General features: G+C 71.9%; 19 protein-coding genes. 13 read left to right on the forward strand and 6 right to left on the reverse strand.

The window, feature by feature from the left end; all coding sequences use genetic code 11:
* Positions 1-27: 27 nt before the first annotated feature.
* Positions 28-531: an RDD family protein gene (locus ACFV9D_RS23735; RefSeq protein WP_385149618.1), complete on the reverse strand. Its 504-nt coding sequence runs from the start codon at positions 529-531 to the stop codon at positions 28-30.
* A 239-nt stretch (positions 532-770) separates the two neighbouring features.
* Here ACFV9D_RS23735 and ACFV9D_RS23740 point away from each other — a divergent pair, with 239 nt between their 5' ends.
* A complete protein-coding gene (locus ACFV9D_RS23740; protein ID WP_385149620.1) occupies positions 771-2,306 on the forward strand; it encodes an MFS transporter in 1,536 nt (511 codons plus the stop codon).
* Positions 2,306-2,599, forward strand: a complete 294-nt coding sequence (locus ACFV9D_RS23745) for an anti-sigma factor family protein (protein ID WP_385149623.1) — start codon at positions 2,306-2,308, stop codon at positions 2,597-2,599. Before ACFV9D_RS23740 ends, ACFV9D_RS23745 begins: the two co-directional genes overlap by 1 nt.
* Positions 2,600-2,815: 216 nt before the next feature.
* On the opposite strand, the gene ACFV9D_RS23750 is transcribed toward ACFV9D_RS23745, so the two are convergent.
* The 5 genes from ACFV9D_RS23750 to ACFV9D_RS23770 form a co-directional block, all read right to left on the reverse strand.
* Positions 2,816-4,342: an ABC transporter ATP-binding protein gene (locus ACFV9D_RS23750; RefSeq protein WP_385149626.1), complete on the reverse strand. Its 1,527-nt coding sequence runs from the start codon at positions 4,340-4,342 to the stop codon at positions 2,816-2,818.
* Positions 4,339-5,124 carry an ABC transporter permease gene (locus ACFV9D_RS23755; protein ID WP_385149629.1) on the reverse strand — a complete coding sequence of 262 codons (786 nt, stop codon included), beginning with the start codon at positions 5,122-5,124 and terminating at the stop codon, positions 4,339-4,341. Before ACFV9D_RS23755 ends, ACFV9D_RS23750 begins: the two co-directional genes overlap by 4 nt.
* On the reverse strand, positions 5,121-6,074 hold the full coding sequence (locus ACFV9D_RS23760; RefSeq protein WP_385149632.1) for an ABC transporter permease: 954 nt from the start codon (positions 6,072-6,074) through the stop codon (positions 5,121-5,123). Before ACFV9D_RS23760 ends, ACFV9D_RS23755 begins: the two co-directional genes overlap by 4 nt.
* Positions 6,071-7,678, reverse strand: a complete 1,608-nt coding sequence (locus ACFV9D_RS23765; RefSeq protein ID WP_385149635.1) for an ABC transporter substrate-binding protein — start codon at positions 7,676-7,678, stop codon at positions 6,071-6,073. The genes ACFV9D_RS23760 and ACFV9D_RS23765 overlap by 4 nt, the downstream gene beginning before the upstream one ends.
* 91 nt (positions 7,679-7,769) lie before the next feature.
* The gene (locus ACFV9D_RS23770) at positions 7,770-9,029 is read right to left on the reverse strand and encodes an MFS transporter (RefSeq protein WP_385149637.1); all 1,260 of its coding nucleotides are present in this window, start codon (positions 9,027-9,029) and stop codon (positions 7,770-7,772) included.
* 320 nt (positions 9,030-9,349) lie between these two features.
* Here ACFV9D_RS23770 and ACFV9D_RS23775 point away from each other — a divergent pair, with 320 nt between their 5' ends.
* The 11 genes from ACFV9D_RS23775 to ACFV9D_RS23825 all read left to right on the forward strand — a co-directional run bounded on the left by ACFV9D_RS23775 (position 9,350) and on the right by ACFV9D_RS23825 (position 23,629).
* Positions 9,350-11,044, forward strand: a complete 1,695-nt coding sequence (locus ACFV9D_RS23775) for an ABC transporter family substrate-binding protein (protein WP_385149640.1) — start codon at positions 9,350-9,352, stop codon at positions 11,042-11,044.
* 23 nt (positions 11,045-11,067) lie between these two features.
* On the forward strand, positions 11,068-12,054 hold the full coding sequence (locus ACFV9D_RS23780; RefSeq protein ID WP_385149643.1) for an ABC transporter permease: 987 nt from the start codon (positions 11,068-11,070) through the stop codon (positions 12,052-12,054).
* Entirely contained in the window at positions 12,051-12,911 is an 861-nt protein-coding gene (locus ACFV9D_RS23785; RefSeq protein ID WP_385149646.1) for an ABC transporter permease, read from the forward strand. Before ACFV9D_RS23780 ends, ACFV9D_RS23785 begins: the two co-directional genes overlap by 4 nt.
* Positions 12,901-14,796: a dipeptide ABC transporter ATP-binding protein gene (locus ACFV9D_RS23790; RefSeq protein WP_385149648.1), complete on the forward strand. Its 1,896-nt coding sequence runs from the start codon at positions 12,901-12,903 to the stop codon at positions 14,794-14,796. The genes ACFV9D_RS23785 and ACFV9D_RS23790 overlap by 11 nt, the downstream gene beginning before the upstream one ends.
* A 102-nt stretch (positions 14,797-14,898) precedes the next feature.
* Positions 14,899-16,365, forward strand: coding sequence for a Y4yA family PLP-dependent enzyme (locus ACFV9D_RS23795; protein ID WP_385149651.1), 1,467 nt, complete (start codon positions 14,899-14,901; stop codon positions 16,363-16,365).
* A complete protein-coding gene (locus ACFV9D_RS23800; protein ID WP_385149654.1) occupies positions 16,362-17,696 on the forward strand; it encodes a pyridoxal-phosphate dependent enzyme in 1,335 nt (444 codons plus the stop codon). The genes ACFV9D_RS23795 and ACFV9D_RS23800 overlap by 4 nt, the downstream gene beginning before the upstream one ends.
* A gap of 3 nt (positions 17,697-17,699) precedes the next feature.
* A complete protein-coding gene (locus tag ACFV9D_RS23805) occupies positions 17,700-18,920 on the forward strand; it encodes an aminotransferase class V-fold PLP-dependent enzyme (protein ID WP_385149657.1) in 1,221 nt (406 codons plus the stop codon).
* 15 nt (positions 18,921-18,935) lie between these two features.
* Entirely contained in the window at positions 18,936-20,240 is a 1,305-nt protein-coding gene (locus ACFV9D_RS23810; protein WP_385149660.1) for an ATP-grasp domain-containing protein, read from the forward strand.
* On the forward strand, positions 20,237-21,490 hold the full coding sequence (locus tag ACFV9D_RS23815; protein ID WP_385149663.1) for an acetyl-CoA carboxylase biotin carboxylase subunit family protein: 1,254 nt from the start codon (positions 20,237-20,239) through the stop codon (positions 21,488-21,490). The genes ACFV9D_RS23810 and ACFV9D_RS23815 overlap by 4 nt, the downstream gene beginning before the upstream one ends.
* On the forward strand, positions 21,487-22,782 hold the full coding sequence (locus tag ACFV9D_RS23820) for an MFS transporter (protein WP_385149666.1): 1,296 nt from the start codon (positions 21,487-21,489) through the stop codon (positions 22,780-22,782). The genes ACFV9D_RS23815 and ACFV9D_RS23820 overlap by 4 nt, the downstream gene beginning before the upstream one ends.
* An 82-nt stretch (positions 22,783-22,864) precedes the next feature.
* Positions 22,865-23,629: a class I SAM-dependent methyltransferase gene (locus ACFV9D_RS23825; protein ID WP_385149669.1), complete on the forward strand. Its 765-nt coding sequence runs from the start codon at positions 22,865-22,867 to the stop codon at positions 23,627-23,629.
* Positions 23,630-23,676 lie beyond the last annotated feature (47 nt).

Here is a 23,676-nt window from a genome sequence, read left to right on the forward strand (position 1 = left end):
ACCCCTGTGCCGGCCCTGACCGCGCCGTCACCGGCGGTGGATCACCGCACTGCCCGAAGCTTTGTCGTGCACGCCACGGCGGTCCTTGCTGAGGTTGATCCACGAGACGTTGGCGACACAAAGAATCGGGATGTTGGTCACCACGAGGTTCGTCAGGTGCCGGGCGACGGCCGAGCCGTAGCCGACGCGCCCGCCGGTCTCGAAGTGCACCACTTCGAGGCGCAGGGCCCGCTTGCCCGGAGTCGCGCCCCAGCGCGACACACTCAGCGGGGAGTAGAGCAGGAAGAAGGCCGCGACCCAGAGTGCGGCGGTGGTCCGCCAGATCAGAGCGGCGGCACCGTCGGCGACACCGGCGGCCGTGAGAATCCGGTCGAGGCCGACCAGCGGAACGAGAATGACCGCGACAGCGATGACCAGGTCGATGGCAGTTGCGGCGCTGCGCGGCATGAGACCCGCCGGAGAGCCGGGACGGGGGCCCGAAGAGGCCCGGAACCGACCGAGGTCGCGGCCGGAGGCTGTGGAGTCGAGCATGCCGTTCCTTCTTTCATGGATCGGGGAATCCTACATTCCGCTTGTCCGGAGAGTTCTGCGGGCAGGCGGCTCGTGCGGGGTGAGCCGCGCGTCCGGCAGGGCATGGCTTCAATGCCGCCTCGGCGACCAGGGGACAATTAGGCTCAATTCCGCTACACCCGTACTGGTGGCCGGTGGCCGCGCAACGTGGCCGACGAGTGGAGACCGTGGATGAGCGACGCCTTCCCGAAGGTCCGGGTATGACGGCTCCACGGACGCTGCGCCGACGTCTCGCACCGCTGTACGCGGCGGCCTTCCTGCAGAACCTGGCGCTCTGGGTGCCCGTGGAGAAGCTCTTCATGACCGAGATCGGCTTCGACGCGGCCGGGGTGGGAGTCATGGCAGCCGTGTACTCGGTGGTGGTGCCGGTCTTCGAGGTGCCGTCCGGCCTGCTCGCCGACCGGTGGAGCCGTCGCGGCGTGCTGGTCCTCGCGTGCGTGGCGGCGGTGGTGAGTGTCGTGATCGGGGGGTTGAGCCAGAACGTTCCCATGTACATGGCGGCAGCGTTCTTCCTCGGGGTCTTCTTCGCCATGCAGTCCGGGACGTTCGAGTCGGTCGTCTACGACACCCTGCTCGAGGAGACCGGGTCCAGCGACGCCTTTGAGCGGGTCATCGGCCGGGTACGTGTGGTGGAAAGCGTCGGCCTCGTCGCGAGCGCACTGGCCGGAGGCGCTGTCGCGGAAGTCCTCTCCCTGCGGGACACGTACTTCCTGACCGTGCCGCCACTGCTCGGGGCGGGGCTCGCGCTGTACTTCTTCCGCGAACCACGGCTGCACAAGGCCGAGGAGGCCGAACCGCTCCGCCGTCAGATCGCCACCACCTACCGTGTGCTGCTCCAGCGCGGTCGGCTGCGCACGGTGATCACGCTGACCGTCCTCGGCGCCCTCCTGATGCAGGGCATGCTGGAGTTCGGCCCGCTGTGGTTGGTGGCGTTGGCCGTTCCGGCGTTCTGGTACGGGCCGCACTGGGCGGGCCTGACGTCCGCACTCGGCCTCGGCGGTCTGCTCGGATCGCATCGCTGGATGAGGCGACGAGTGCCGGTGGCGCTTCTGGCCGCCGTGATGGTGGGCTGCTGCTGCGTGCTGGCGACGATCACCAGCGCGGCGGTGGTGATCGTCGCCCAGGTGCTGCTCACACTCGCGGTCGTCGCGGTGAGTATCCCGGTGATGCACCAGCTGCACGACGCGGTGCCGTCGACCGTTCGCGCCGGAGTCGCGTCCGGCGTCAGCACCCTCACCTGGCTCGCCTTCGTGCCGTTCGCACTGGCGGTCGGGTTCGTCAGCGACAGAGGCGGCGTCGGCGACGCCGGCTGGCTGTTCGTCGCGGTCGCGGTCGCCGCGGGAATCCTGATGATCGTGGTGCTGCCGACGGCGCAGGTCCCCACGGCGGCCGTGCCTGCGGAGAAGGAACCGGAGCCCGCGTTCCCCGCGGATCGGTTCCTCCCCGACGACCACCCGGAATGGCCGGGCCATTGGGCGGTCCCGCCCGTCGCCTGGGAGGCATTCGGCCTCGACCCGGGCAGCGACGAGGCCCTCGCGGAAGTGCGTGCGGCGATCCTGGAGCTGCCGGCGGAATTGCGACGGGTCATCGTCCTGCGGGATGTCCAGGGCCGGTCGCCCGTCGAGGCGGCGCAGATCATCGGCATCAACGCAGCGGACGAGAGCCGCCGTCTGCATCAGGCTCGTGGGCTGGTACGAAACCGGCTGGAGCGATACGCCGAAGGAAGGACGTCCTGATGGCCGAGTCCGCGTCCGAGTCCGACCCGCAGGATGGCACGAACGGGGCCGACCAGCGCTGCATCGACTTCGTCGAACTGATCACCGCATATCTCGACGGCACCCTTCCGACCCGGACCCGCCGACGCATCGACGCACATCTCGGGCACTGCGAAGGCTGCCGGACGGCACTCGCGCAGTGGCGTACCGTGGCCGCCCTCGGGGGACGGCTGAGCACGGCTGACGTCGCGGACCTCGAACCCTATGTGCGTGACCGAATCATGGCGACCCTCCGCGAAGTACGCCGCCGCTAGGGCGCCCCGCGCGGCCGTGAACCGGCTGCGCCCGCGCCCCGGGCACGGCAGCTTCTGCGGCACGTTCAGTCATCCAGGGTTCCCATGGTCAGGTTGACGGTGGTTCCGGTCATCCCGCTCGCCTTGTCGGAAGCCATGAACACCGCCGTGGAATGGCCCCCTCCGACGCGAAGGCGCGTGCCACGGCGCGGCCGATCGCGCCACCGCCTGACCTGCCTATGGCCGCGTCGCCGCTGTCATGCGCGCCGACGCTTCCGTGAGAGAGACGGTGAACGGATGCCGTGGCGTGGTCAGCACCTCGTGGGTCGGCCCCTGTTCGACGAGTTGGCCGGCGTTCAGTACGGCGATACGGGTGGCCAGGGCCGCGACGTCGAGGTCGTGGGTGATCAGTACGAGGGTCAGGTCCGGGCGGTCGTGCCGAAGGGCTGCGAGCAGGTTCAGCAGGGCGCGCCGGGTCACCGTGTCGAGGCCGGAGGTGATCTCGTCGCAGATGAGTACCCTCGGCCGGGCGAGCAGGGCACGTGCCAGCGCGGCGCGCTGGAGCTCGCCACCGGACAGCTGCCCCGGCCGGCGCCGTACCAGCGCGTCCGTGAGGCCGAGTGTGGCGAGAGTGGCCAGCGCCTCGTCCCGGGCCTCGGCCGGGAGGGACCCGCGCAGCCGGACCGCCGTGCGTGCCACCTGGTCCAGGACCGGACGGTGTTCGTCGAAGGCGGCTCGCGCGTCCTGGAAGACGTACTGCACCGCGGCCAGTTGCTCACGCGTCCGGGCGCGCAGGCTGCGGGGCAGCCGCGTCCCGTCGAGCAGGACGTCGCCGTCGTGGTCGCGGTGGAGCCCGGCCAGGCAGCGGGCCAGTGTGGTCTTGCCGCTGCCGGAACGGCCGACGACGGCCAGGCACTCGCCGGGGTCCAGGGTGAGGGTGTCGGTGCGCAGGACAGTGGTCCGGCCGTGCCGGGCGGCGAGGTCGCGGACCTGAAGCACGGCTTCGCCCGGCCCGGCCGCCGGTGAGGGTTCGGGGAACCCGGAATCCGCGAGGAGTTCTCGGGTCCACGGGTGTCGCGGTGCGTGCCACAGCCGTTCGACCGGTCCCGATTCGACCACCTGGCCCGCGCGCATGACCAGGACCTCGTCGGCCAGTGCGCGTACGACGTCCAGGTCGTGGCTGAGCAGCACCACCGCGATGCCTTCTCGGGCGACCTTCGCGAACTGGTCGACGATGCGCTGCTTCGTCAGTACGTCCTGTCCCGTTGTCGGTTCGTCGGCGACCACGACTCCGGCGCCGAGGAGCAGCGCCTGGGCGAGGACGACGCGCTGCTGCTGACCGCCCGACAGCTGGTGCGGGTAGCGACGCAGTAGCAGCTCGCCCTCCGGGAGCTGGGCCAGCGAGAGGGCGTGCGCGATGCGCTCCCGGGCGGCGGCCCGGCGCTCGGCTCGGGGCAGGGTTCGTGCCTGGGCGCGGGCGATGTCCCGGAGCAGCGCGCCGACCCGGCGGGCCGGGTTGAGGACGGAGCCCGGGTGCTGGGGCACGTACCCCACGAGGCCGCCCGCGACGCGCACCTCACCGCTCACCCGTGCGCCCGAAGGGTACTCGCCGAGCAGCGCGAGTCCTGTGGTCGTCTTGCCGCTGCCGGACGCGCCGACCAGCGCGGTGATCTTCCCGGGCAGCACCCGGAGGCTGACCCCGTCGACGATCGCCCGGTCGCCGATGCCGACCCGCAGATCCCTGATTTCGGCGACCGCGTTCACGTGCGTTTCCTCTTCTGCAGTACGGCGTCGAAGAGCAGGTTGCTCCCCATGGTGAGGGTGACGATCAGCAGGGCGGGCACGACCACGGCCCAGGGCTGCACGAAGAGCCCCGTGCGGTTGCGGTCCACCATCACGGCCCAGTCGGAGGCGTCCGACGCGACCCCGACGCCGAGGAACGCCGCGGTCGCCACCAGGTAGAGCACACCGGTCAGCCGTACGCCCGCGTCGGCGGCCAGCGTGCGCGAGACCGACCTGCCGACGTACCCGAAGGCCGTGCGCCACCAGGTCTCCCCCTGCATGCGCAGCGCCTCGACCGCCGGGCGGGCGGCCACCTCGGCCGCCGCTGCTCGCACGATCCGGGCCGCGTCGGGGATGTTGACGAACGCGACGAGCAGCGCGAGACCCACCGCGCCCGGGGTGAGGACCGCGGCCACGAGCAGGATCATCAGCAGCGACGGCACGGCCAGCAGCACGTCCAGCGGCCGCATCAACAGCTCCTCCAGCCAGGTCCGGTGGGTGAGCGCGCTGATCAGTCCGAGTGGGAGCGCCACCAGGTAGGCAAGAGCCGTCGCGGCGAGCGCGATCAGCACCACGGACCGTCCACCGAGCAGAACCTGGCGCCCTACGTCCCGGCCCGTGAAGTCGGTGCCGAGCCAGTGTCCCCCGCCGAGGGTGAAGGAGGCGGCTCGCGGCCCGGGTTCACCGGCGAACAGAGGCCCCAGCAAGGCCAGAACGAGTGGGACGCCCACGAGAAGCGCGCCGAGTGCGAAGCGCGACTTCATGCCGCCACCCCCGCCCGGGGAGCGAACCGATGGGTGATCAGGTCCGCGCCGAGGTTGAGCGCGACGGTGGTGATGCCGAAGACCAGCGCCAGGCCCTGCACGACGGGCACGTCGCGCTCCGCGACGGCGTTCATCAGTACGGTGCCCAGTCCGGGGATCACGTACAGCGCCTCCACGACGATGACACCGCACAGCAGCCAGTCGATCGTGCGCGCCAGTTGCTGGGCGGCCGGCGCGACCGCGTTGGGCAGCGCGTGCACGTACCTGACGCGGGCGCCGGGGATACCGCAGCGGCGGGCGTGGGCGACGTACGGCGAGGCCAGTGCGTCGATCATGCCGGCCCGTACCAGGCGTGCCAGGGAGCACACGGGCCGGGACAGGAGGACGAGGACGGGCAGGACGAGCGCCGCCGGGTGGGCGAGCAGGTCGGTGCCGTAGCCGACGGCGGTCGGCGGCAGCCAGCCCAGACGCAGCGCGAAGACCGTGACCAGCAGCACCCCGAACGCGAACTCCGGTACCGCGTACACGCCGAGCGTCACCGAGCTGACGAGACGGTCCACGAGCCGGCCCTCGTGCCGGGCGGCCAGCACACCGAGACCGACCCCGACCGGCACCAGCAGGGCCACCGTCAGAGCGGCGAGCGTCAGCGTCGGTCCGAAGCCGTCGGCGATGTACGTGGAGACGGGCCGGCCGGAGGCGAGTGATGCGCCGAGGTCGCCGTGGACCAGCCCCGCCGCCCAGTCCGTGAGCCTTTCGTGGGCGGGCCGGTCCAGGTGCATCGCCTCGCGGATGGCCGCGATCCGTTCCGGGTCCGGCTGGTCGCCGGCGAGCGCCACGGCGGCGTCGCCCGGCAGCGCCTCGGTGAGGGCGAAGACGAGCAGCACGACGGCCGCCGTCTGCCCCAGGCCGAGCAGCAGCCGCCGGGCGGCCCAGGAGCGGAGTCCGCTCACGCCAGCCACACCTTGTCGAAGCGCGCCCAGTCGAGGGTGTTGGCCGGAGCCTTCGTCTCGACGCCACGGACGGTGCGGGCCGTGCCGATGATCCAGTCGGCGAAGCCCCAGATCAGGAAGCCGCCTTCGGCGTGCAGGCGGCGCTGCATGCGCTCGTGGACTGCGGCGCGTGCCGCCTTGTCCTTCGTGGACTGCGCCTGCTGGTAGAGGGCGTCGAAGTCCTTGTGCCGCCACTGGCTGGCGTTGGTGGTGGAGCCGGTGAGCAGGCGCTGGGAGATGTGCGCCTCGATGGGCATCGCTCCGGAGCGGTAGGAGCAGAGGGTGCCGGAGTCGAGGATGTCCTTCCAGTAGCTGTCCTTGCTGCCGGTCCTGATCGTGACGGTGACACCGGCCTTGGCGGCCTGGTCGCGGAAGATGGTCGCGGCCTCGGTGAATCCGGCGGCGACGGGGGATGTGTCGAGGGTGACCTTGAGCCCTTCGGCGCCCGCCTGCTTGAGCAGCGCCTTGGCGCGGTCGATGTCCTGTACCCGCTGGGGCAGGCCGGCGGCGTAGTACTCGTACCCCTTGCCGAAGAGGTCGTTGCCGATCTCGCCGGCTCCGGAGAGGGCACCGTCGACCAGCTCCTTGCGGTCGGCGATCAGGAAGAACGCCTCACGGACCCGCTTGTCGTCGAACGGCGGCCGGTCGGTCTTCATGACGAAGCCCTGCATCGCGCTGTTCCGCAGCCGGACGATCCGGATCTGGCCGTTCTTCTCGTGGGCACGGCCAGTGGTGGGGTTGAGCTCGTGCGCGTACTCGATCTGGCCGCCGAGGAGGGCGTTGACGCGCGCCGACTCCTCGTTGGCGACGAGGAATTCCACCTCGTCGAGGTGCGGCGCGCCCTCCCAGTAGGCGTCGTTGCGCTTGAAGACCGCGGACTTTCCAGGGGTGAAGGAAGCGAAGCGGAACGGTCCGCTGCCCACCGGGTTCTTGTCGAAGTCCTGCGCGCCGTCGGGGACGATGTACGCGCCGAAGGCCGCCAGTACGTTGGGGAATTCGGCGGTCGGACGCTTGAGGACGAACTCGACGGTCCGCTCGTCGAGGGCGCGACTGGCCTTGAGGTCGATGGGCTCCAGCGACGCCTTGGCGCGGAACGCCTTCGCGGGGTCGGCTATGCGGCGGTAGCTGTAGAGGACGTCCTGGGCGGTGACCGGCTTGCCGTTGTGGAAGGTCGCCTCGCGCAGCGTGATCTTCCAGCGTGCCAGGCCGGCGTCGGGCTCCCACGCCGAGGCGAGGCGGGGCTGGGCGGAGAGGTCGGGTCCGTAGTCGGCGAGCTTGTCGAAGAGCGCCTTGGCGCGGGCTACGTCGGCGAACAGGTTGGCGAGGTGCGGGTCGAGGGTCTCGCTTGCGCCACCGCCGGCGAAGGCTGCGCGCAGTCGGCCGCCGCGCTGTGGCTTGCCGTCCCCCTTGCCGGAGTCGGCTGCGTCGGCGGGACCGGAGTCGGCGCAGCCGGTGAGGGCGAGGGCGCCGAGGCCGGCCATTCCACCGGCGGCGGCGAGGAAGCCCCGGCGGCGCAGGCCCGGGTAGCGGGATGCGTCGACGGAGGAGACGGAGGTTTCGCGCATGGCGGTGTCCTTGCTGTACGTGTGGATATGGCTGGGGGCGGGAGTGAACGGGGCAGTGAGGAAGGGGGAGCGACGGTGCGTCAGGCGGGCGTCACACGGTGGCCCGTACGCCGGCGGGGAGGGCGGGAAGCGCCCGCAGTCGGTGGAGCCAGGTGACGCCGGTGGCGGAGGTGAGTCCGAAGGTCAGGCAGCACACCCAGGGCAGCCAGTGCGCCCCCGTGCGTGCACCGGTGTCCATGGCCCAGCCGACGGCTGCGTTGCCCGCTGCCGCCGCGATGCCGGAGACCACGTAGAACAGTCCGAAGTGGGTGCCGGTGAGCTCGGGGCGGCCGAAGGACGGGATCAGTTCCATCACGAACGGCTGGGCGATCATGACGCCCAGGGAGAGCAGCAGCACACCGGCCAGCACGGGCAGCACTCGGATCAGTGCCTCGCCGACGCCACCGTGTGCAGGTCCGCTTCCGGTCACCGTCATCGGCGGGACGAAGGCGAGGCCCATGAGGACGAGCCCTGCACCGATCCACTTCGCGCGACTGCCCCGCTCCTTCAGCTTCCGTGTGATGCGCAGTTGCAGCCAAAGGTGGGCGAGGGTGCCGACGAGGAAGACCATGCCTGCCGCACCGTCCCAGCCCGTGGCCCTGCGGGCTCCGTCGGGCAGGAGCAGGTACAGCTGGCTCTCGATGGCGAACAGGCCGACCACAGCCAGGGAGAAGGCCAGGAAACGGCGGTTCGAGGCAACTTCCCGCCAGTCGGCGAGGACACTGCTCTCGCTCGGAGCGGCTTCGCGCGCCGGCAGCACCAGGGCCTGGGCGATCGTGAGCGCCGCGAAGATCCCGGCGGCGGTGAGCGCGGAGGCGCGGAAGTCGACCAGGAGCAGGACGCTGCCGAGCAGCGGACCGATCAGGGCGCCGGCGGTGGCGAAGACGTTGAACAGGGCGAATGCCTCGGCCTTGCGCTCCCCCGCTTCCAGAGCGAGGTAGGCGCGCACGGCGGGGTTGAACAGGGCTCCGGCCAGTCCACTGAGTACGGAGGCGGCGAGCAGTACCGCAAGTCCGTCGCCGAGTGCGAAGAGCCCGAAGCCGACGGTGCGCAGCGCGCATCCGGCGATGATGACCCCGCGCGCCCCGAGCCGGTCGGACGCGGAGCCGCCGATGAGGAAGAGGCCCTGCTGGCTGAGGTTGCGTACGCCGAGGACGATGCCGACGACCGCGGCAGCCATGCCCAGGTCCTCGGTCAGGTGGACGGCGAGGTACGGGATGAGCAGATAGAAGCCGGTGTTGACACCGAACTGGTTGACCAGGAGAAGCCGGATGGCGAGCGGAAAGCCGCGGACCTCGTGCCACGTCTTCACCGGCGCCGCTCCTCGTTCCGGGCGGCGCCGATGCCGGTCCGGCTCTCGCCCATCGACAGATCTGACATGGCTCCCCCTTCATTGGTGAGGCTGAGATCTCCGGACACACGGGCGACGACGCCCGTCCCGGGCCGTCCCGCCTTGACGGGGCCATACGTTATCGATAATCGTTTTCATTGTCATCTGACGGCCCACCGGACGACCTGCGGCACGACAGGGCCGGGAGGTCGATCCTCCGAAGTTAGTGAAAACGATTACCACTATCGATATGGTGAGTGCCGACCCGGCCGGACGCGCTGGGCGGGAGGGGACGTCGAGCCATGCCCGGAGCGCGGATACGACCGCGGATACGACGCGGGGCCGCCGCGGCGGCGGCCTGCTGTCTGGTCCTGTCGAGCGGCTGCAGCTCGCCCGACGGTGCGGACGGAGCGCCGCCCCGGTCCGCGGCGCGCGGTGCGCAGGACATCAACGCCAGGCCGCTCAGCGCCCTGCGGGACGGCGGCGAACTGCGCCTGCCCGTGGACGCGTTGCCGACCAACTACAACCCGATCCAGGTCAACGGCGCACGGGTGGTCACCTGGCAGCTCGCCGAGGCGATCCTGCCCCGGACCTTCAATGACGGACCGGACGGCGAACCCGCCCTGAACCGCGCCTTCTTCGCTTCGGCCGAGCTGACCTCGACATCCCCACAGGTGATCACGTACACGATCGCCGAGGGTGCCGCCTGGAGCAACGGCCGCCCGCTGTCCTGGGAGGATCTGCGCGGCCAGTGGCGGGCGCTCAGTGGGGGCGACACCGCGTACGAGGGTTACAACCACGTCGGCTACGCGGACATCTCCTCGGTGCGGCGCGGCCGTTCGGACCGCGAGGCCGTGGTGACGCTGCGCCGGCCGTTCGCCGAGTGGCAGGGGCTGTTCACTCCGCTGCTGCCCAAGGAGGTCACCGCCACGCCGGAGTCCTTCAACACCGGGTGGCTGGAGTCGCCCGCGATCACCGCGGGGCCGTTCGCGGTCGAGCGGATCGACAAGAGCGGGAAGGTCGTCACGCTCCGGCGCAATCCGTCCTGGTGGGCGGAGAAGCCGCCGCTGGACCGGGTCGTGCTGCGGGTGCTGGACCCGGCCGCGCGCGCCGACGAACTCGCCAACCACGGCATCGACCTCTACCCGATCGGCGCGGACCTGGACCTCCACACCCGCGCCCGATCCATGCCCGGCGTGGAGATCCGGCAGGCCCCGGAGCGGCTGGCCGGCCAGGTCACCTTCAACGGGGCGGCCGGCGCTCCGCTCGCCGACGAAGGACTGCGCCGGGCCGTCGCACAGGCCATCGACCCCAAGGCGATCACCAGCGCGCTGCTCGGCAGGATCGTCCCGGGGGCGAAGCCGGTCGGCAACCACATCCTGCCGCCCGGCGACCCGGGCTACCGGGACAACTCCGCGACGCTGCCGCACGACGCCGACGCCGCAGGAAAGGCGCTCGACGCGCTCGGCTGGCGGCGCACCGGCGACCACCGGGAGCGGGACGGCCGACGGCTCACACTGCGCCTCGTCGTCCAGGCCACGCCGGTCGGCCGCGCGGTCGGCAGCCTGCTCCGGGAACAGCTGCGGGCCGTCGGCATCGAGGCGCGCACCGAGTCCGTACCGCTGGAGAAGTTCTACGACGGGTACCTGCTGCCCGGGAACTTCGACCTCATCGCCTTCGAGTGGACCAAGTCTGCCTCCCCCTTCGCCCACGACCGGCCGGTGTTCCAGAAGCCGAGCGGCGACGACTACGGGAGTAACTTCGGGCGCATCCATGTCCCGGAGATCGACGCGCTGTACGACCAGGGTCTGGCCGAGCTCGACCCGGCCCGGCGGCGCTCGATCGCCGACCGGATCGACGTACTGGCCTGGAAGCACGCCCATCATCTGCCGCTGTACGCCGGCTCGGGGGCCTATGCGGTCCGGTCCGGGTTGGCCAACTACGGGGCACGGGGCCTGGGTTCGTACGGGTTCGAGCGCGCCGGGTATCTGAAGTGACCCGTCCTGGTGAGAGGGGAGCGGTGGCGTTACGACTGCTGCGGCGGCTCGCCTGGCGGCTGGGGCTGTGCCTGGCGGCGACGCTCGTCGCGTACGTGCTCGCCTCGCTCAGCTTCGACCCGCTCGCCGAGCTGCGGGGCCAGCAGCCGCGGCCGTCCCAGGCGGTCATCGACGCGCAGGCACACCGGCTCGGGTTGGACACACCGCTGCCCGTCCGCTTCCTCGACTGGCTGGCGGGGCTGCCGCGGGGTGACTTCGGGGAGACGGTCGGTGGGCAGCCGATCGCCGACGAGCTGTGGCGGCGCTGCGGCATCAGCCTGCGGCTGTTCCTCGCGGGCAGTCTGCTCGCCATGGCGGCCGGGGTGCTGTGGGGCGTGTGGAACGCACTGCGCGACGGACGGGCGAGCGACCGGCTGTCGCTGCTCGGCTCGCTCCTCCTCCTCGCGATTCCGGTGTTCGTGCTCGGGACCGTGCTCAAGATGGCCTGGCTGCCCGTCAACGAGGCCGTCGGGACGCAGTTGCTGTACTTCTCCGCCGAGACGACCCCGGGATCGTCGCTCACCGGCTGGGCGGAGGTGTCCGACCGGCTGCGGCATCTGGCACTGCCGACCCTGGCCATCGCGCTCCCGCAGGCCGCCTTCTACAGCCGCTACCAGCGGGCGGCGATGCTCGACGTGCTCGGCAGCGACTTCCTGCGGGCCGCCCGGGCCAAGGGGCTGCGCCGACGCACGGCGGTGCTGCGGCACGGGCTGCGCACGGCGCTGATCCCGATGGTCACCCTGTTCGCGTTCACCTTCGGCCTGCATCTGACGGGCGGGGTCTTCACCGAGCGGATCTTCGGCTGGAGCGGGATGGGCGACTGGCTGCTCATCGGCATCCAGCACGAGGACGCCGCGATCGTCGCCTCCGTCACGCTCTTCATCGCCGTCCTCGTTGTTCTGGCCGGCTGGCTCGGCGACGCGCTGCTCGCACTGCTCGACCCCCGGGTTCGGAGGGCGGAGGCGTGGTGAGTGCGGCCGAGGCCGCGCCGTCGCCGCTGCTGGGGCGGCTGGTGCGCACGCCGCTCGCGGTGTGCGGGGCCGTCCTGCTGGCGCTGATCACCGCCGCCGCGGTCGCCGGACCGTTCCTGCGGCCGTACGACCACATCGCCCAGGACGCGGACGCGGCGCTCGTCCCGCCGTCCCAGGACCATTGGCTCGGCACGTCGCGGCTGGGCGAGGACCTGTTCGCCCAGTGCGTCCGGGGGCTGCAGAAGTCCCTCGTCGTCGGGGTGTCGGTGGCCGTCCTGTCGACGCTGCTCGCGGCGGCGGTCGGTCTGACGGCGGGCTACGTCGGGCGGATCGTCGACCGGGCGCTGATGTGGGGCGTGGACATGCTGCTGATCCTGCCGTCCTTCCTGATCGTCGCCGTGCTCTCGCCGGTGCTCCGACACCGGTCCTGGCTGTGGATGGTGCTGGTTCTGGCGCTGACGCAGTGGATGCTGACGGCCCGGGTGATCCGGGCCAGGGCGGTGAGTCTGCGGCGGCGGGAGTTCGTCAGGGCGGCGCGCTGTGCGGGAGCGCCGGGGGGATGGATCCTGCGCCGCCACCTCCTCCCCCATCTGGTGCCGTTGCTGGTGATCGACTGCACGCTCCACGTGGGAGCGGCGATCCTCGCCGAGGCGGGGCTGAGCTACTTCGGCTTCGGCATCCAGCCTCCCGACGTGTCGCTGGGGTCCCTGGTGGCAGCGGGGAGCGGCTCGGCCTTGACGTATCCGTGGGTGTTCCTCGCCCCGGTGGGCTTCCTGGTGGCGACGGTGACGGCAGTCGGACTGCTTGGCGAAGCCCTGCGCCGCGTACTCGACGAGGGGGACAGCAATGGGGACTGACCTGATGGCGCCGACGCGGGACAGGCCTCTCCTGGACGTCCGAGGGTTGTCGGTCGTCTTCGCCTCCGGCACGCACGCGGTCCGCGACGTGAACCTGACGCTCGCCCGCGGCGAGGCACTCGCGGTGGTGGGCCGCTCGGGCTCCGGGAAGTCCGTCACGGCGTCGGCGCTGATCGGGCTGCTGCCGGGCGCGGCGGCGGTGCGCGGGTCGGTGCGCTTCGACCGGCGGGAGCTGCTGGGCCTGTCGGACCGAGAGCTGTCGCGGATCCGAGGGGACCGGATCGGGACGGTGTTCCAGGACCCGCTGGCGGCGCTGAACCCGGTGATGACGGTGGGCCGGCAGATCGCGGAGGCGGTCCTGGTGCACCGGCGGGTGCCCCGCCCGGCGGCCCGGGAGCGGGCGGTGCGGCTCCTGGACCGGGTCGGCATCCCGGACGCGGCGCGCCGCGCCCGGGCTTTCCCGCACGAGTTCTCGGGCGGTATGCGGCAGCGGGCGGCGATCGCGATGGCTCTGGCCAACGATCCGGAGCTGCTGATCGCTGACGAGCCGACGAGCGCCCTCGACATGACGGTGCAGGCGCAGATCCTGGACCTGCTGGACGCGGTGCGCCGGGACACCGGCTGCGCGCTGCTGCTGATCACGCACGATCTGGGGGTCGTGGCCCGGTCCTGCGACCGGGTCGCGGTGATGCGGGAGGGCGCCCTCACAGAGGAGGGCGAGGTGGGGCCGCTGCTCTCCGGCCGTCGGCCGGCTGGCGGGCATCTGGGCGAACTCCTCGCGGCCACCCGGCGGATGACGGAGTCCGCTACGGCGCAAGGCCCGGAAGCGGAACCGCAAACGGAAGCGGAAGGACCGTACGTGCTGCGCGTCGAGGGACTGCGCCGCCACTACCGGGCGGCCGGCGCGATCCGGCTGTCGGGACGCGGCACTCCGGTCCGCGCGGTGGACGGGGTGAGTTTCGCGCTGCGCGCGGGCGAGGCGCTGGCGCTGCTCGGCGAGTCCGGATGCGGGAAGTCGACGACACTGAACGAGATTCTGCGGCTGAGGGCACCCGAAGCGGGCCGGATCGAGGTGCTGGGGCACGACACGGCACGACTCTCCGCCGCTGCCCGCCGGGAGGTGCGGCGCGACGTGGGCGTGGTGCTCCAGGACCCCGCGGCCTCCCTCGACCCGCGGATGCGGGTGGCCGAGATCGTCGCGGAGCCCCTCGCGGTGCACGGCGTCCCGGCCGCCGAACGAGCCTCCAGGGCCGCAGAGTTGCTGCGTCTGGTGGAGCTGCCCGCAGAGGTCGCGGGGGTACGGCCCACCCGGCTGTCCGGCGGGCAGCGCCAGCGGGTGGCGATCGCCCGCGCGCTGTCGACCCGGCCCCGGCTGGTGCTGCTCGACGAGCCGGTGTCGGCGCTCGACGTCGCCCTGCGGGCCGGGGTGATGGACCTCCTCGACGGACTGCGCGCCTCGCTGGGGCTGTCGTACGTGCTCGTGTCGCACGACATCGACGTGGTGCGGCGCTCCGCCGACAGGGTGGCGGTGCTGTATCTGGGCCGAGTGGTGGAGAGCGGCCGGACCCGCGACGTACTGGAGCGGCCCCGTCACCCGTACACCCGCGCCCTGATCGACGCCTCCCCGACGCTCGATCCGGTACGGGAGCGAAGCCGCGAGCGGATCGTGCTGCGCGGCGATCCCGTGGCGCCGACCGGTACGGTCGCGGGCTGCGCGTTCCGGTCCAGGTGCCCGCTGCTGCCCTCGCTCGACGCCGCCGTACGGGAGCTGTGCGAGGGCGCGCGACCCGGCCTGGTCCAGGTCGGCCCGCCCGGCGAGGGGCACGGTCAACTCGCGGCCTGCCACGCAGACATGCAGAAGCGGCGGGTTGCATTCCACAGTTGAAAACGATTCTCGTTGCAGCTTACGCTCGCGTTGTTTCTTCCGGCGCTCTTCATCCTGCCGGGAAAAGCACCCATGACGAGTAGACCAGGAGTTCGCACCTCCATGAGCACTCCGCTGTACCTCGCACCACGACTCGAATCCCGGCTCGCCTCACTGCTCGACGAGGCGGGGTTCCTGCACGAGCTCACGCACGCCCTGGGCTCACCGCTCAACGTCGTCCTGCCGGACGGCATCGCCGACAACGTCGACCGCTTCCAGGAGGTCTACGACCAGCACCGGCTCGCCGGGAACATCTACTTCGCCCACAAGGCAAACCGCTCCAGCGCGCTCGTGCGACGCCTCGCCGCCACCCGGGCGCACATCGACATCGCCTCGCTCGGCGAGCTCCAGCACGCCCTGGGCTGCGGTTTCGCCCCGGACCGGATCATGGCGACGGGCCCCAAGAGTCCCGAGTTCCTGTGGCTCGCCGCACGAACGGGCGTCACCGTCAACGTCGACTCGAGCGACGAACTCGCCCAACTCGCCGCACTGGTGGAGAAGCATCGACTGCCCCAGGCCCGCGTGCTGCTGCGGCTGTCGGACTTCGACAGCACAGGCGTCACGGTGCTCAGCCGGCGCAGCCGGTTCGGCACTCCGGCCGGCGCGGCCACGGAACTGCTCGATCTGCTGGACAAGCACCGCGACTCGCTGGACCTCATCGGTGTGGCGTACCACCTCGACACCATCGGGCCGGCCGAGAAGGCCACCGCCTTTGAGGGCTGCGTCCGCGTCCTGAACGAGTGCGCGGCCCGCGGCTTCCGGCCCCGCGCGGTCGACATCGGCGGCGGGTTCGGCGTGGACTACCTCGCCGACGGCGCCCAGTGGCAGGCGTACACCTCCGAGCTGACCAGCGCCGTACTCGGCCGGCGACCGCCACTGACCTGGCAGGGGCACGGTTACGGGCTGCGCAACGACGCCGGGACCCTGCGCGGCGCGCTCGGGCTCTACCCGGCCCATCGGCCGGTTTCAGGGCCGCGCTACTTCGACGAACTCCTCGCCACCCGGGGGCAGTCCCTCGGCCGTCCGCTGGCCACGCTGCTCCTGGAGAACCTGTACGACCTGCACGTCGAGCCGGGGCGCGCCCTGGTCGACCAGTGCGGTGTCGCGCTCGCCCGGGTGCTCGAGGTCCGCGACACTCCGGCCGGGGAGACCTTCGTCCGGCTGGAGATGAACGCCTCGGACGTGAGTCTGGAGGAGCACGGCGTCCTGATGGACCCGGTGCTCGTCCGCCGCCCGGGGCACGGGGGCGGCGACACGGGAAGCGGTCCGGTCGGGGTGTACCTGATTGGGAACCTGTGCCTGGAAGCCGACTTCATCACCCGGCGCATGGTCTTCCTGCCGGAGCGGCCGCAGCCGGGGGACCTGCTCGCCTTCGCCAACACGGCGGGCTACTTCATGGATTTCAGCGCCGACCACGCACTGCACCAGCCCGTGGCCCGCAAGGTCGCGGCGTACCAGGACGGCGCCGAATGGCGCTGGTGCCTGGACGAGAACTACTGGCCGAACCACTGTACGGGGGAAGACTGTTGAGGTACGACTCGATCACCGACGTCATCGGTGACACGCCGCTCGTGCGCATAGCGCCTGAGATACACGGCCTGCAGAACATCGATCTGTACGCCAAGCTCGAAATGCTCAACCCCTTCGGCTCCGTGAAGGACCGCGCAGCCTGGAACATGGCGCAGCCGCTGCTGGCCGAGGAGGCCGGCGCGGACGGGGGCGCCGCGCGGCGCACGGTCGTCGAGCTCTCCAGCGGCAACACCGCCAAGGCCCTGGCCGTCATCGCAGGCATGCACGGCCTGCCGTTCAAGAGCGTCACCAACCGGATGAAGGTCCCGGAGATCAAGGACCTGCTCCTGCTTCTCGGCGCGGAGATCGAAGAGCTGCCGGGGCAGGCCGAGTGCCTGGACCCGACGAACACCGAGGACCCGCTCACCAAGATCCACCACATGCTGTCCGCCGAGGCGGACACGTACATCCACACGGACCAGTACTACAACCCGCTGAACATCGAGGCGCACCGCACCGCGACCGGACCGGAGATCATCAAGGATCTGGGCGGCGCGGCCCCCGACTACTTCATCGCCGCCGTCGGCACCGCGGGATCCTCGACCGGCACCGCCCGCGCCCTGCGCGACCACGACCCGAGCACCGGCGTGCTCGGCCTGGTCGCCCACAAGTCGGACTTCATCCCCGGCATCCGCAACATCGACGAGGTCCACGAGGTGGGCCTGTTCGACCCGGCGACGTACGACACCATCGAGTCGGTGTCGGCCGACGAGGCGATCGACGGGATGCTCACCCTGGTCCGCCGCTGCGGCATGCTCGCCGGCCCCACCGGAGGCGCCGCCTACTTCGGCGCCGTCCGCCATCTGCAGGGCATCGACGCCGAGTTGACCGAGCGGAAGACCGCCGTCTTCATCGTCTGCGACCGGGTCGAGAGCTATATGAGCTACGTGCGGCAGCGCCGGCCGGAGCTGCTGCGGCAGCCCGCCCGCCGCAACTCCGTGGCCACCTTGACCGAGTCCGAGCTCGTGGCCGCGCCCACGATCGCGTCCGGAGAGGCCCGTCGGTGGATCGACGACGCGCGGCCCCTGGTCGTCGACCTGCGGGGCGCGTTCGCCTTCGACGCGCTGCACATCCCCGGATCGGTCAACATCGTCGACGAGATCTTCGCTGAACTCCTGCACGGCGGGCTGCCGTTCGGCCGCAACCAGCCGGTGCTCCTCGCCTGCCCGGTCGGCGAGCAGTCGGTGCGGTACGCGGCGCTGCTCACCCGGATGGGACACACCGACGTCCGCAGCCTGGAGGGCGGGATCATCGCCTGGCGGGACGCCGGCGGCGAGCTGGTGAGGGACTGAACCATGTCGATCGACACCACGGCCACCGCGCCGTTCAACACCGAACTGCTCGACTGGCAGAACCAGTTGCGGGATCAGTTCCCCATCGTCACCGGACACCCGGACGTTCGCTACCTGGACAGCTCCGCCACCGCGCAGAAGCCGCGGGCGGTCCTCGACGCCGTCCACCACTACCTGACCACCAGCAACGCCAACGCGGGACGCGGCACCTACCCGTGGGCGAACCGCACGACCGAGCTCATCGAGCAGGCCCGGAACCGGGTGAAGGAGTTCTTCGACGACCCGAGCCCGGAGCGGTCCCGGGTGCACTTCACCAGCGGCACCAGCGAAGGGCTGCGCACCGTCGCCCGGGACTGGCTGACCGGCTACCTGCGCGACGGCGACGAGATCGTCGTCCCGTTCGCCGACCACCAGGCCAACGCCCTGCCGTGGCTGGAGGCGCAGCGGCTGCTCGCCGAGCGCGGCGTGCGGATCGTCGTACGGGAGATGCCGTACGAGGACGCTTCGCGCGACTACGACCAGACGGCGCTCGCCGAACTGATCACCCCGCGGACGCGGTTCGTCGCCGCCACGCACGTCCACCACGTGTACGGCGCGGACATGAACGTGCACCGCATCCGCGCCACGGCCGGTCCGGACGTGGTGATCTGCCTGGACGCGGCGCAGAGCGTCGGCCACAAGCCGGTCGACCTGACAGCGCTCGACGTCGACTTCGCCGTGTTCTCCGGGCACAAGGCGATGGCTCTGCCCGGCATCGGGGCGATCTGGTCGCGCGGCGAACGCGGTCCCGCGTTCGAGCCCGGCGGCTGGAGCGGCAGCCCCAACACCAGCGGCGTGGTCAGTCTGCACGCGGCGCTCGACTGGCTCGACGCGGCGGGCCTCGACCGGATCGAGCGGTGGACGGTGGGCCTGGGCGCGCTGCTCACCGACGGGCTCGCCCGGCTCGGCTCGTACGAGATCTTCGGCTGCCCGCTGAGCCTCGACGCCGCGTCCACCGTGCAGCGCCGACAGGGCATCGTCACCTTCCGGCACCGCGACATCGGCTCCAACGACCTGGGGTTCATCCTCGCCAGCCACGGCCTGATGGTGCGGGCCGACGGCCACTGCCAGGGCCATGCGGGCGAGAAGGAGTCCTCGGTCCGGGTGAGCCTGCACGTCCACAACACCCCCGACGACATCGACCGCCTGCTGGACGTCCTGGCCGGCCTCAACCGGGAGAGCTGAGAAACGATGCACGACGTGCGCGACACGCGCGACGACAGGCAACGCGGCGACACGGCCGACGACCGGGGCACGGTCGTCATGGTTGACGTCTACGCGCCGACCCTTCGGTTGTCCCGCGCCTTCCAGGAGGCGAGACATCCGGTGGTCCGGGTGCAGAGCACCCCCGGTGTCCCGCCCGTGTACCAGGGCAGCTTCGACACCACCGAGTTCGCCGACAACATCATCCACACCGGCGACCTCGACGCCACCGTCCGCGCGGTCGCCGCACACCGGCCCGTCGCCGTGCTGACCGGCGGCGAGCTGGGCGTCGAGCTGGCCGACCGACTCGCCGCCGCGCTGGGCCTGGCCGGGAACGGCACCCGACTCAGCGCCGCCCGCCGCCACAAGCACACCCAGATCGAGACCATCAAGGCGGCCGGGCTGCCCGGCACCGCGCAGCACCTGGCCGAGTCCCGCGAGGACGCGGCACGGTGGCACGCGGACCGCGGCGGCCGGGTCGTCGTCAAGCCGGTGCGCAGCGCCGGCAACGACCATGTCACCTTCTGCGGTGCGCCGGAGGAGACGGCGGCCGCCTACGACAAGATCATGGCGGCGACGAACATCTTCGACGTCCGCAACGAGGGGGTCGTCGTCCAAGAGCACTTGGACGGCACCGAGTTCGTCGTCAACACGGTCAGCTGCGAGGGCCGACACCGGGTCACCGACGTGTGGCGCTACATGAAGATCTCCGCCAACGGCGTCACCGACCGGATCAGTGCCGCGGTCTCGGTCCACCCCGGCACCGCGGAGCGCACCCGCCTGGTGGAGTACGCCTTCGAGGTGCTCGACGCCCTCGAAGTCCGGCACGGGCCCGCCCACTTGGAGATCATGCTGACGCCGGACGGGCCCCGGCTCGTGGAGGCCGGCATCCGGCTGTGCGGCGCGGACGCCGCGTACTTCGCCCGCCTCGCGGCCGGCGAGTCGCAGATCGAGCGGACCGTGGACGCCTATCTGCACCCGGAGCGGTTCCTGGCCGCCGTCGGCGACGCGCACCAGGTCGAGCGGCACGTCGCGATGGCGTACCTGACCTCACCGGTCAGCGGCACGCTGGCCTCGTACCCGCTGCTGCCGCAGGTGGAGGCGCTGGAAAGCTTCCACAACGTGCACATCGCGGTACCCGAGGGCGGACAGCTGCCGCTGACCGTCGACGACACCTCCGAGCCGATGATGATCGGCCTCGCACACGCCTCGGAGAGCGTCCTCGCACGGGACCTGAACACCGTCCACTACCTGGACGGGGCCGGGTTCTACGTCCTCAAGGACCCGGGAGGGCCGGCGTGAGCGGCCCGTCCGCGGTGGCCCGGCCGCACCTCGTGGTGCTGCACCGGTGGCGGGCCCACTACGCGCACTACGAGCGGTACGTCGACCACGACGCCCACGCGGTCACCTACGTGACCACCGAAGTCGGGGAGGCGGCCGTGCCCGACGGAGCCGCCGAGGTGGTCCTGGTCCCCGCCACGGACGACCTCGCCCGCGTACGCAAGGAGGTCGACGGCCTCGCAACCCGGCACGGCGCCCCGCGCGCGGTCGTCGCCCTCAAGGAGGACGACCTGCTGGTCGCCGCCGAGCTGGCGCAGGAGTGGGGCTGCGCCGCCCGCCGCCCGGAGGAGTTGCTCCCGTTCCGGGACAAGTACCTGATGACGGCGAGGGTCGCCAGGGCCGGGCTCACCGTGCCGCCGACGGCCCGGGTCGCCGGACCGGAGCAGGTGCGCGCCCTCGCGGACTCGCACGAGCGCCCGGTCGTCGTCAAACCCACGATCGGCAGCAGCAGCGAGGGGGTCGTGCTCGTCGAGGACGACCAGGGCCTGGACGAGGTGTCGTTCGCGGCCGACCGGCCACTGATCGCACAGGTGCACATCCCGCACCCGGTGTTCCACGTCGACGGCATCTTCGACGGGGACCGGCTGCTGTGCTGGAAGGCCTCGCGCTATCTCAACACCTGTCTCGGCTTCCGGCAGGGCACCGCGCTCGGCTCCGTCGAGGAGGACCGGCCCGACGTCACGGCCGCGATCGGCGCGTTCGCGAAACGAGCTCTCAAGGCGCTGACCGGTGCGCCGACGCCGTTCCACCTGGAGGTGTTCGTCGACGCCGACGCGCCCGGCGGTCCGGCCGTCACCTTCCTGGAGGTCGGGGCCCGGGTCGGTGGCGCGGAGATCCCGTACGTGTGGCGGGAGGTGCACGGCTACGACCTCATGGAGGCGGCCTTCCGGATCGCCCTGGGGCAGCCGCCCCAGGTGTGGGAGCCGCCCCCCGGTCCGCCTTCGATCGCCGGATGGCTGCTCGCCCCGGCACCGGCGGCGCGCCCGTGTCTGATCACCGACGTCACGCCGATGACCGGCCGCTCCCCCGGTCCGTACGCGGAGGAACTGCTGCGGCCGGGCGAGATACTGCCGGACGCCGACGCGTACTACGAGCACGTCGGCGGCCGGTTCCGGTTCCGAGGCCGTGACGGTGCGACCGTGGCGGCGGCCGTCGAGGCGACCGCCCGCGACTTCCGGGTGACCGGAGAGAGCTGTGGAGGAGACCGATGACCGCGACCGGCATGGCGCAGTACGCCCGGCTGTGGCGGGTGCCCGGGGCCCCGCTGCTGCTGACGGGCGGGGTGGTGGCCCGGCTCGGTCAGGGCGTCACCGTCCTTGCCTGGCTGCTCCTGGTGAAGGAGACCACCGGTGGCTTCAGCGAGGCCGGCCTGGTCGGCGCGAGCATCTCGCTGGCCACCGCGGCGACCGCACCCGTGGCCGGCCGGCTCGCCGACCGGTTCGGACCGGCCCGGGTGCTTCCGTTGTACGCGACGGCCTACGCGGTCCTGCAACTGCTGCTGCTCGCGGCGGTCCTGGGCCGGCTGCCGCTGGTGCTGCTGTGCCTGCTCGGGGCGCTCTCGGGGGCGGCGTTCCCGGCGATCAGCCCGGCGCTGCGGGCCGCCTGGACCACGCTGACCAACGAGGACAGCGGGCGGGCGAAACTGCGGCAGACCGCGATGGCCGCCGAGTCCACGCTGTTCGAGCTGGTCTTCGTCGTCGGACCGCTGATCTTCTCCGCGTTCATGCTGCTCGGCACGCCGCTCGGCGACGTGTTCGGAGCGGGGGCCGCCACGGCGGGCCCGGCGACGGCACTCGTCTTCGCCTCGCTGTGCACGGGCCTCGGAACGTACGGGGTGGCGCGCGGCCGGGCCATGCGGGCGCTGCCCTCGGGCGGCAGGGCGCCGACCCGCGGCATCGGCCCACTGCGGGAACCGGCACTGCGGATGCTGCTGCTGTGCGCGGCGGGCATCGCGTTCTCCTTCGGGGGGTCGCCGGTGGCGATCGCCGCATACGCCAAGGCACACGACGGCGCGTCGGCGGAGAGCGTGACCGGCGTCCTCATCGCCGTCTGGAGCATCGGCAGCGCGGCGGCGGGGCTCTGGTACGGCAGCCGCACCTTCGAGGGTCCGCTCGCGCGGCGGTTCCTGGTACTGCTCGCCGCACTGGCGGCGGGGTACGCCGCGTGGGCGCTGATGCCGAACTCGTACGCGCTCGGGGCGCTGCTCCTCGTGTCGGGCGCGGTGATAGCCCCGGCGCTGACGGTGGAGGCGGAGCTGGTCTCCCAGACGGTGCCCGAGCCGATGCTGAACGAGGCGTACACCTGGCTCACCACCGTCAACCTCTCGATGGCCGCGCTGGGTTCGGCGGTCACCGGGGTCGTGGTCGACCGTCCCGGCGGGCATGTCTGGGGCTTCCTCGCCGCGGCCGCGGCGACGGCGGTCGCCGCGGCGGTGGCGGCCGTGGGCCGACTGGAGAACGCCGCGCCTGCCACCGGCGGCATACCGGAGAAGGCCGCGAGCTGACACCCGTACCGCTCCGGCCCGCCCCTACCGACCGTTCGACGCACGAGCTCGACGCACGACCACAGCAAGGACGCAAAGCACCATGGCACGACCCCTGACGACCGCCGAGGCCGCCCCGTGGGTGGAGCGCTGGGAGATCCAGCAGCAGCTCTACGCAACCGCCCGTACCGAACGCTTCCACGTCGTCGCCGACGTCGTCGCGCACGCCTGCGGCCGCAGCCATCGGCCCGTGATCACGGACCTCGGCTGCGGTCCCGGCTCGCTCGCCGCCCGGCTCGCGGACCGGCTGCCGCACGCCCGCGTGCTCGGGGTCGACCACGATCCGTTCCTGCTGGCGCTCGGGCGGGCGGTGCACGGCGCGACCGTCGCCTTCGTCGACGCACGGATCGGGCAGGGACCGTGGACCGGGGCGGTGTCAGGGGACGGCCCGCTGGACGCGGTGGTGTCCACCACCGCCCTGCACTACCTGCCGGCCGACGAGCTCGCCACTGTGTACGAGCAGGTCCACGACCTGCTGCGGCCCGGCGGCGTGCTCGTCAACGCCGACCACCTCTTCCAGGACGACGCGCCGGTGCGTGAGCTGGCCGCCGCCGTGGGGCGCGGGCAAGCGGCGCGGCGCGCCGAGCGGCCCGCCGAGGACTGGGCCGGCTGGTGGGCGGCGGCGGCCGCGGCCGGAACGTTCGACGAGCTGCTGGAGGAGCGGGCGCGGCGCGGCCCCGACCCCGGCGGCGACAACGGGCTCGGCGCCCGGGAGCACGCGGAGTTGATGCGCAAGGCGGGATTCGGGGCGGTGGGCACGGTCTGGCAGTGCGGCCACAGCGTGGTCCTGGCTGCTGTACGGCGGTGATCGCGGGTGTCGTGCCTCCGGATGACCACGGTCACCGGCGCTCCTGG

The organism is Streptomyces sp. NPDC059875, assembly GCF_042731085.1.
Lineage (GTDB): Bacteria > Actinomycetota > Actinomycetes > Streptomycetales > Streptomycetaceae > Streptomyces.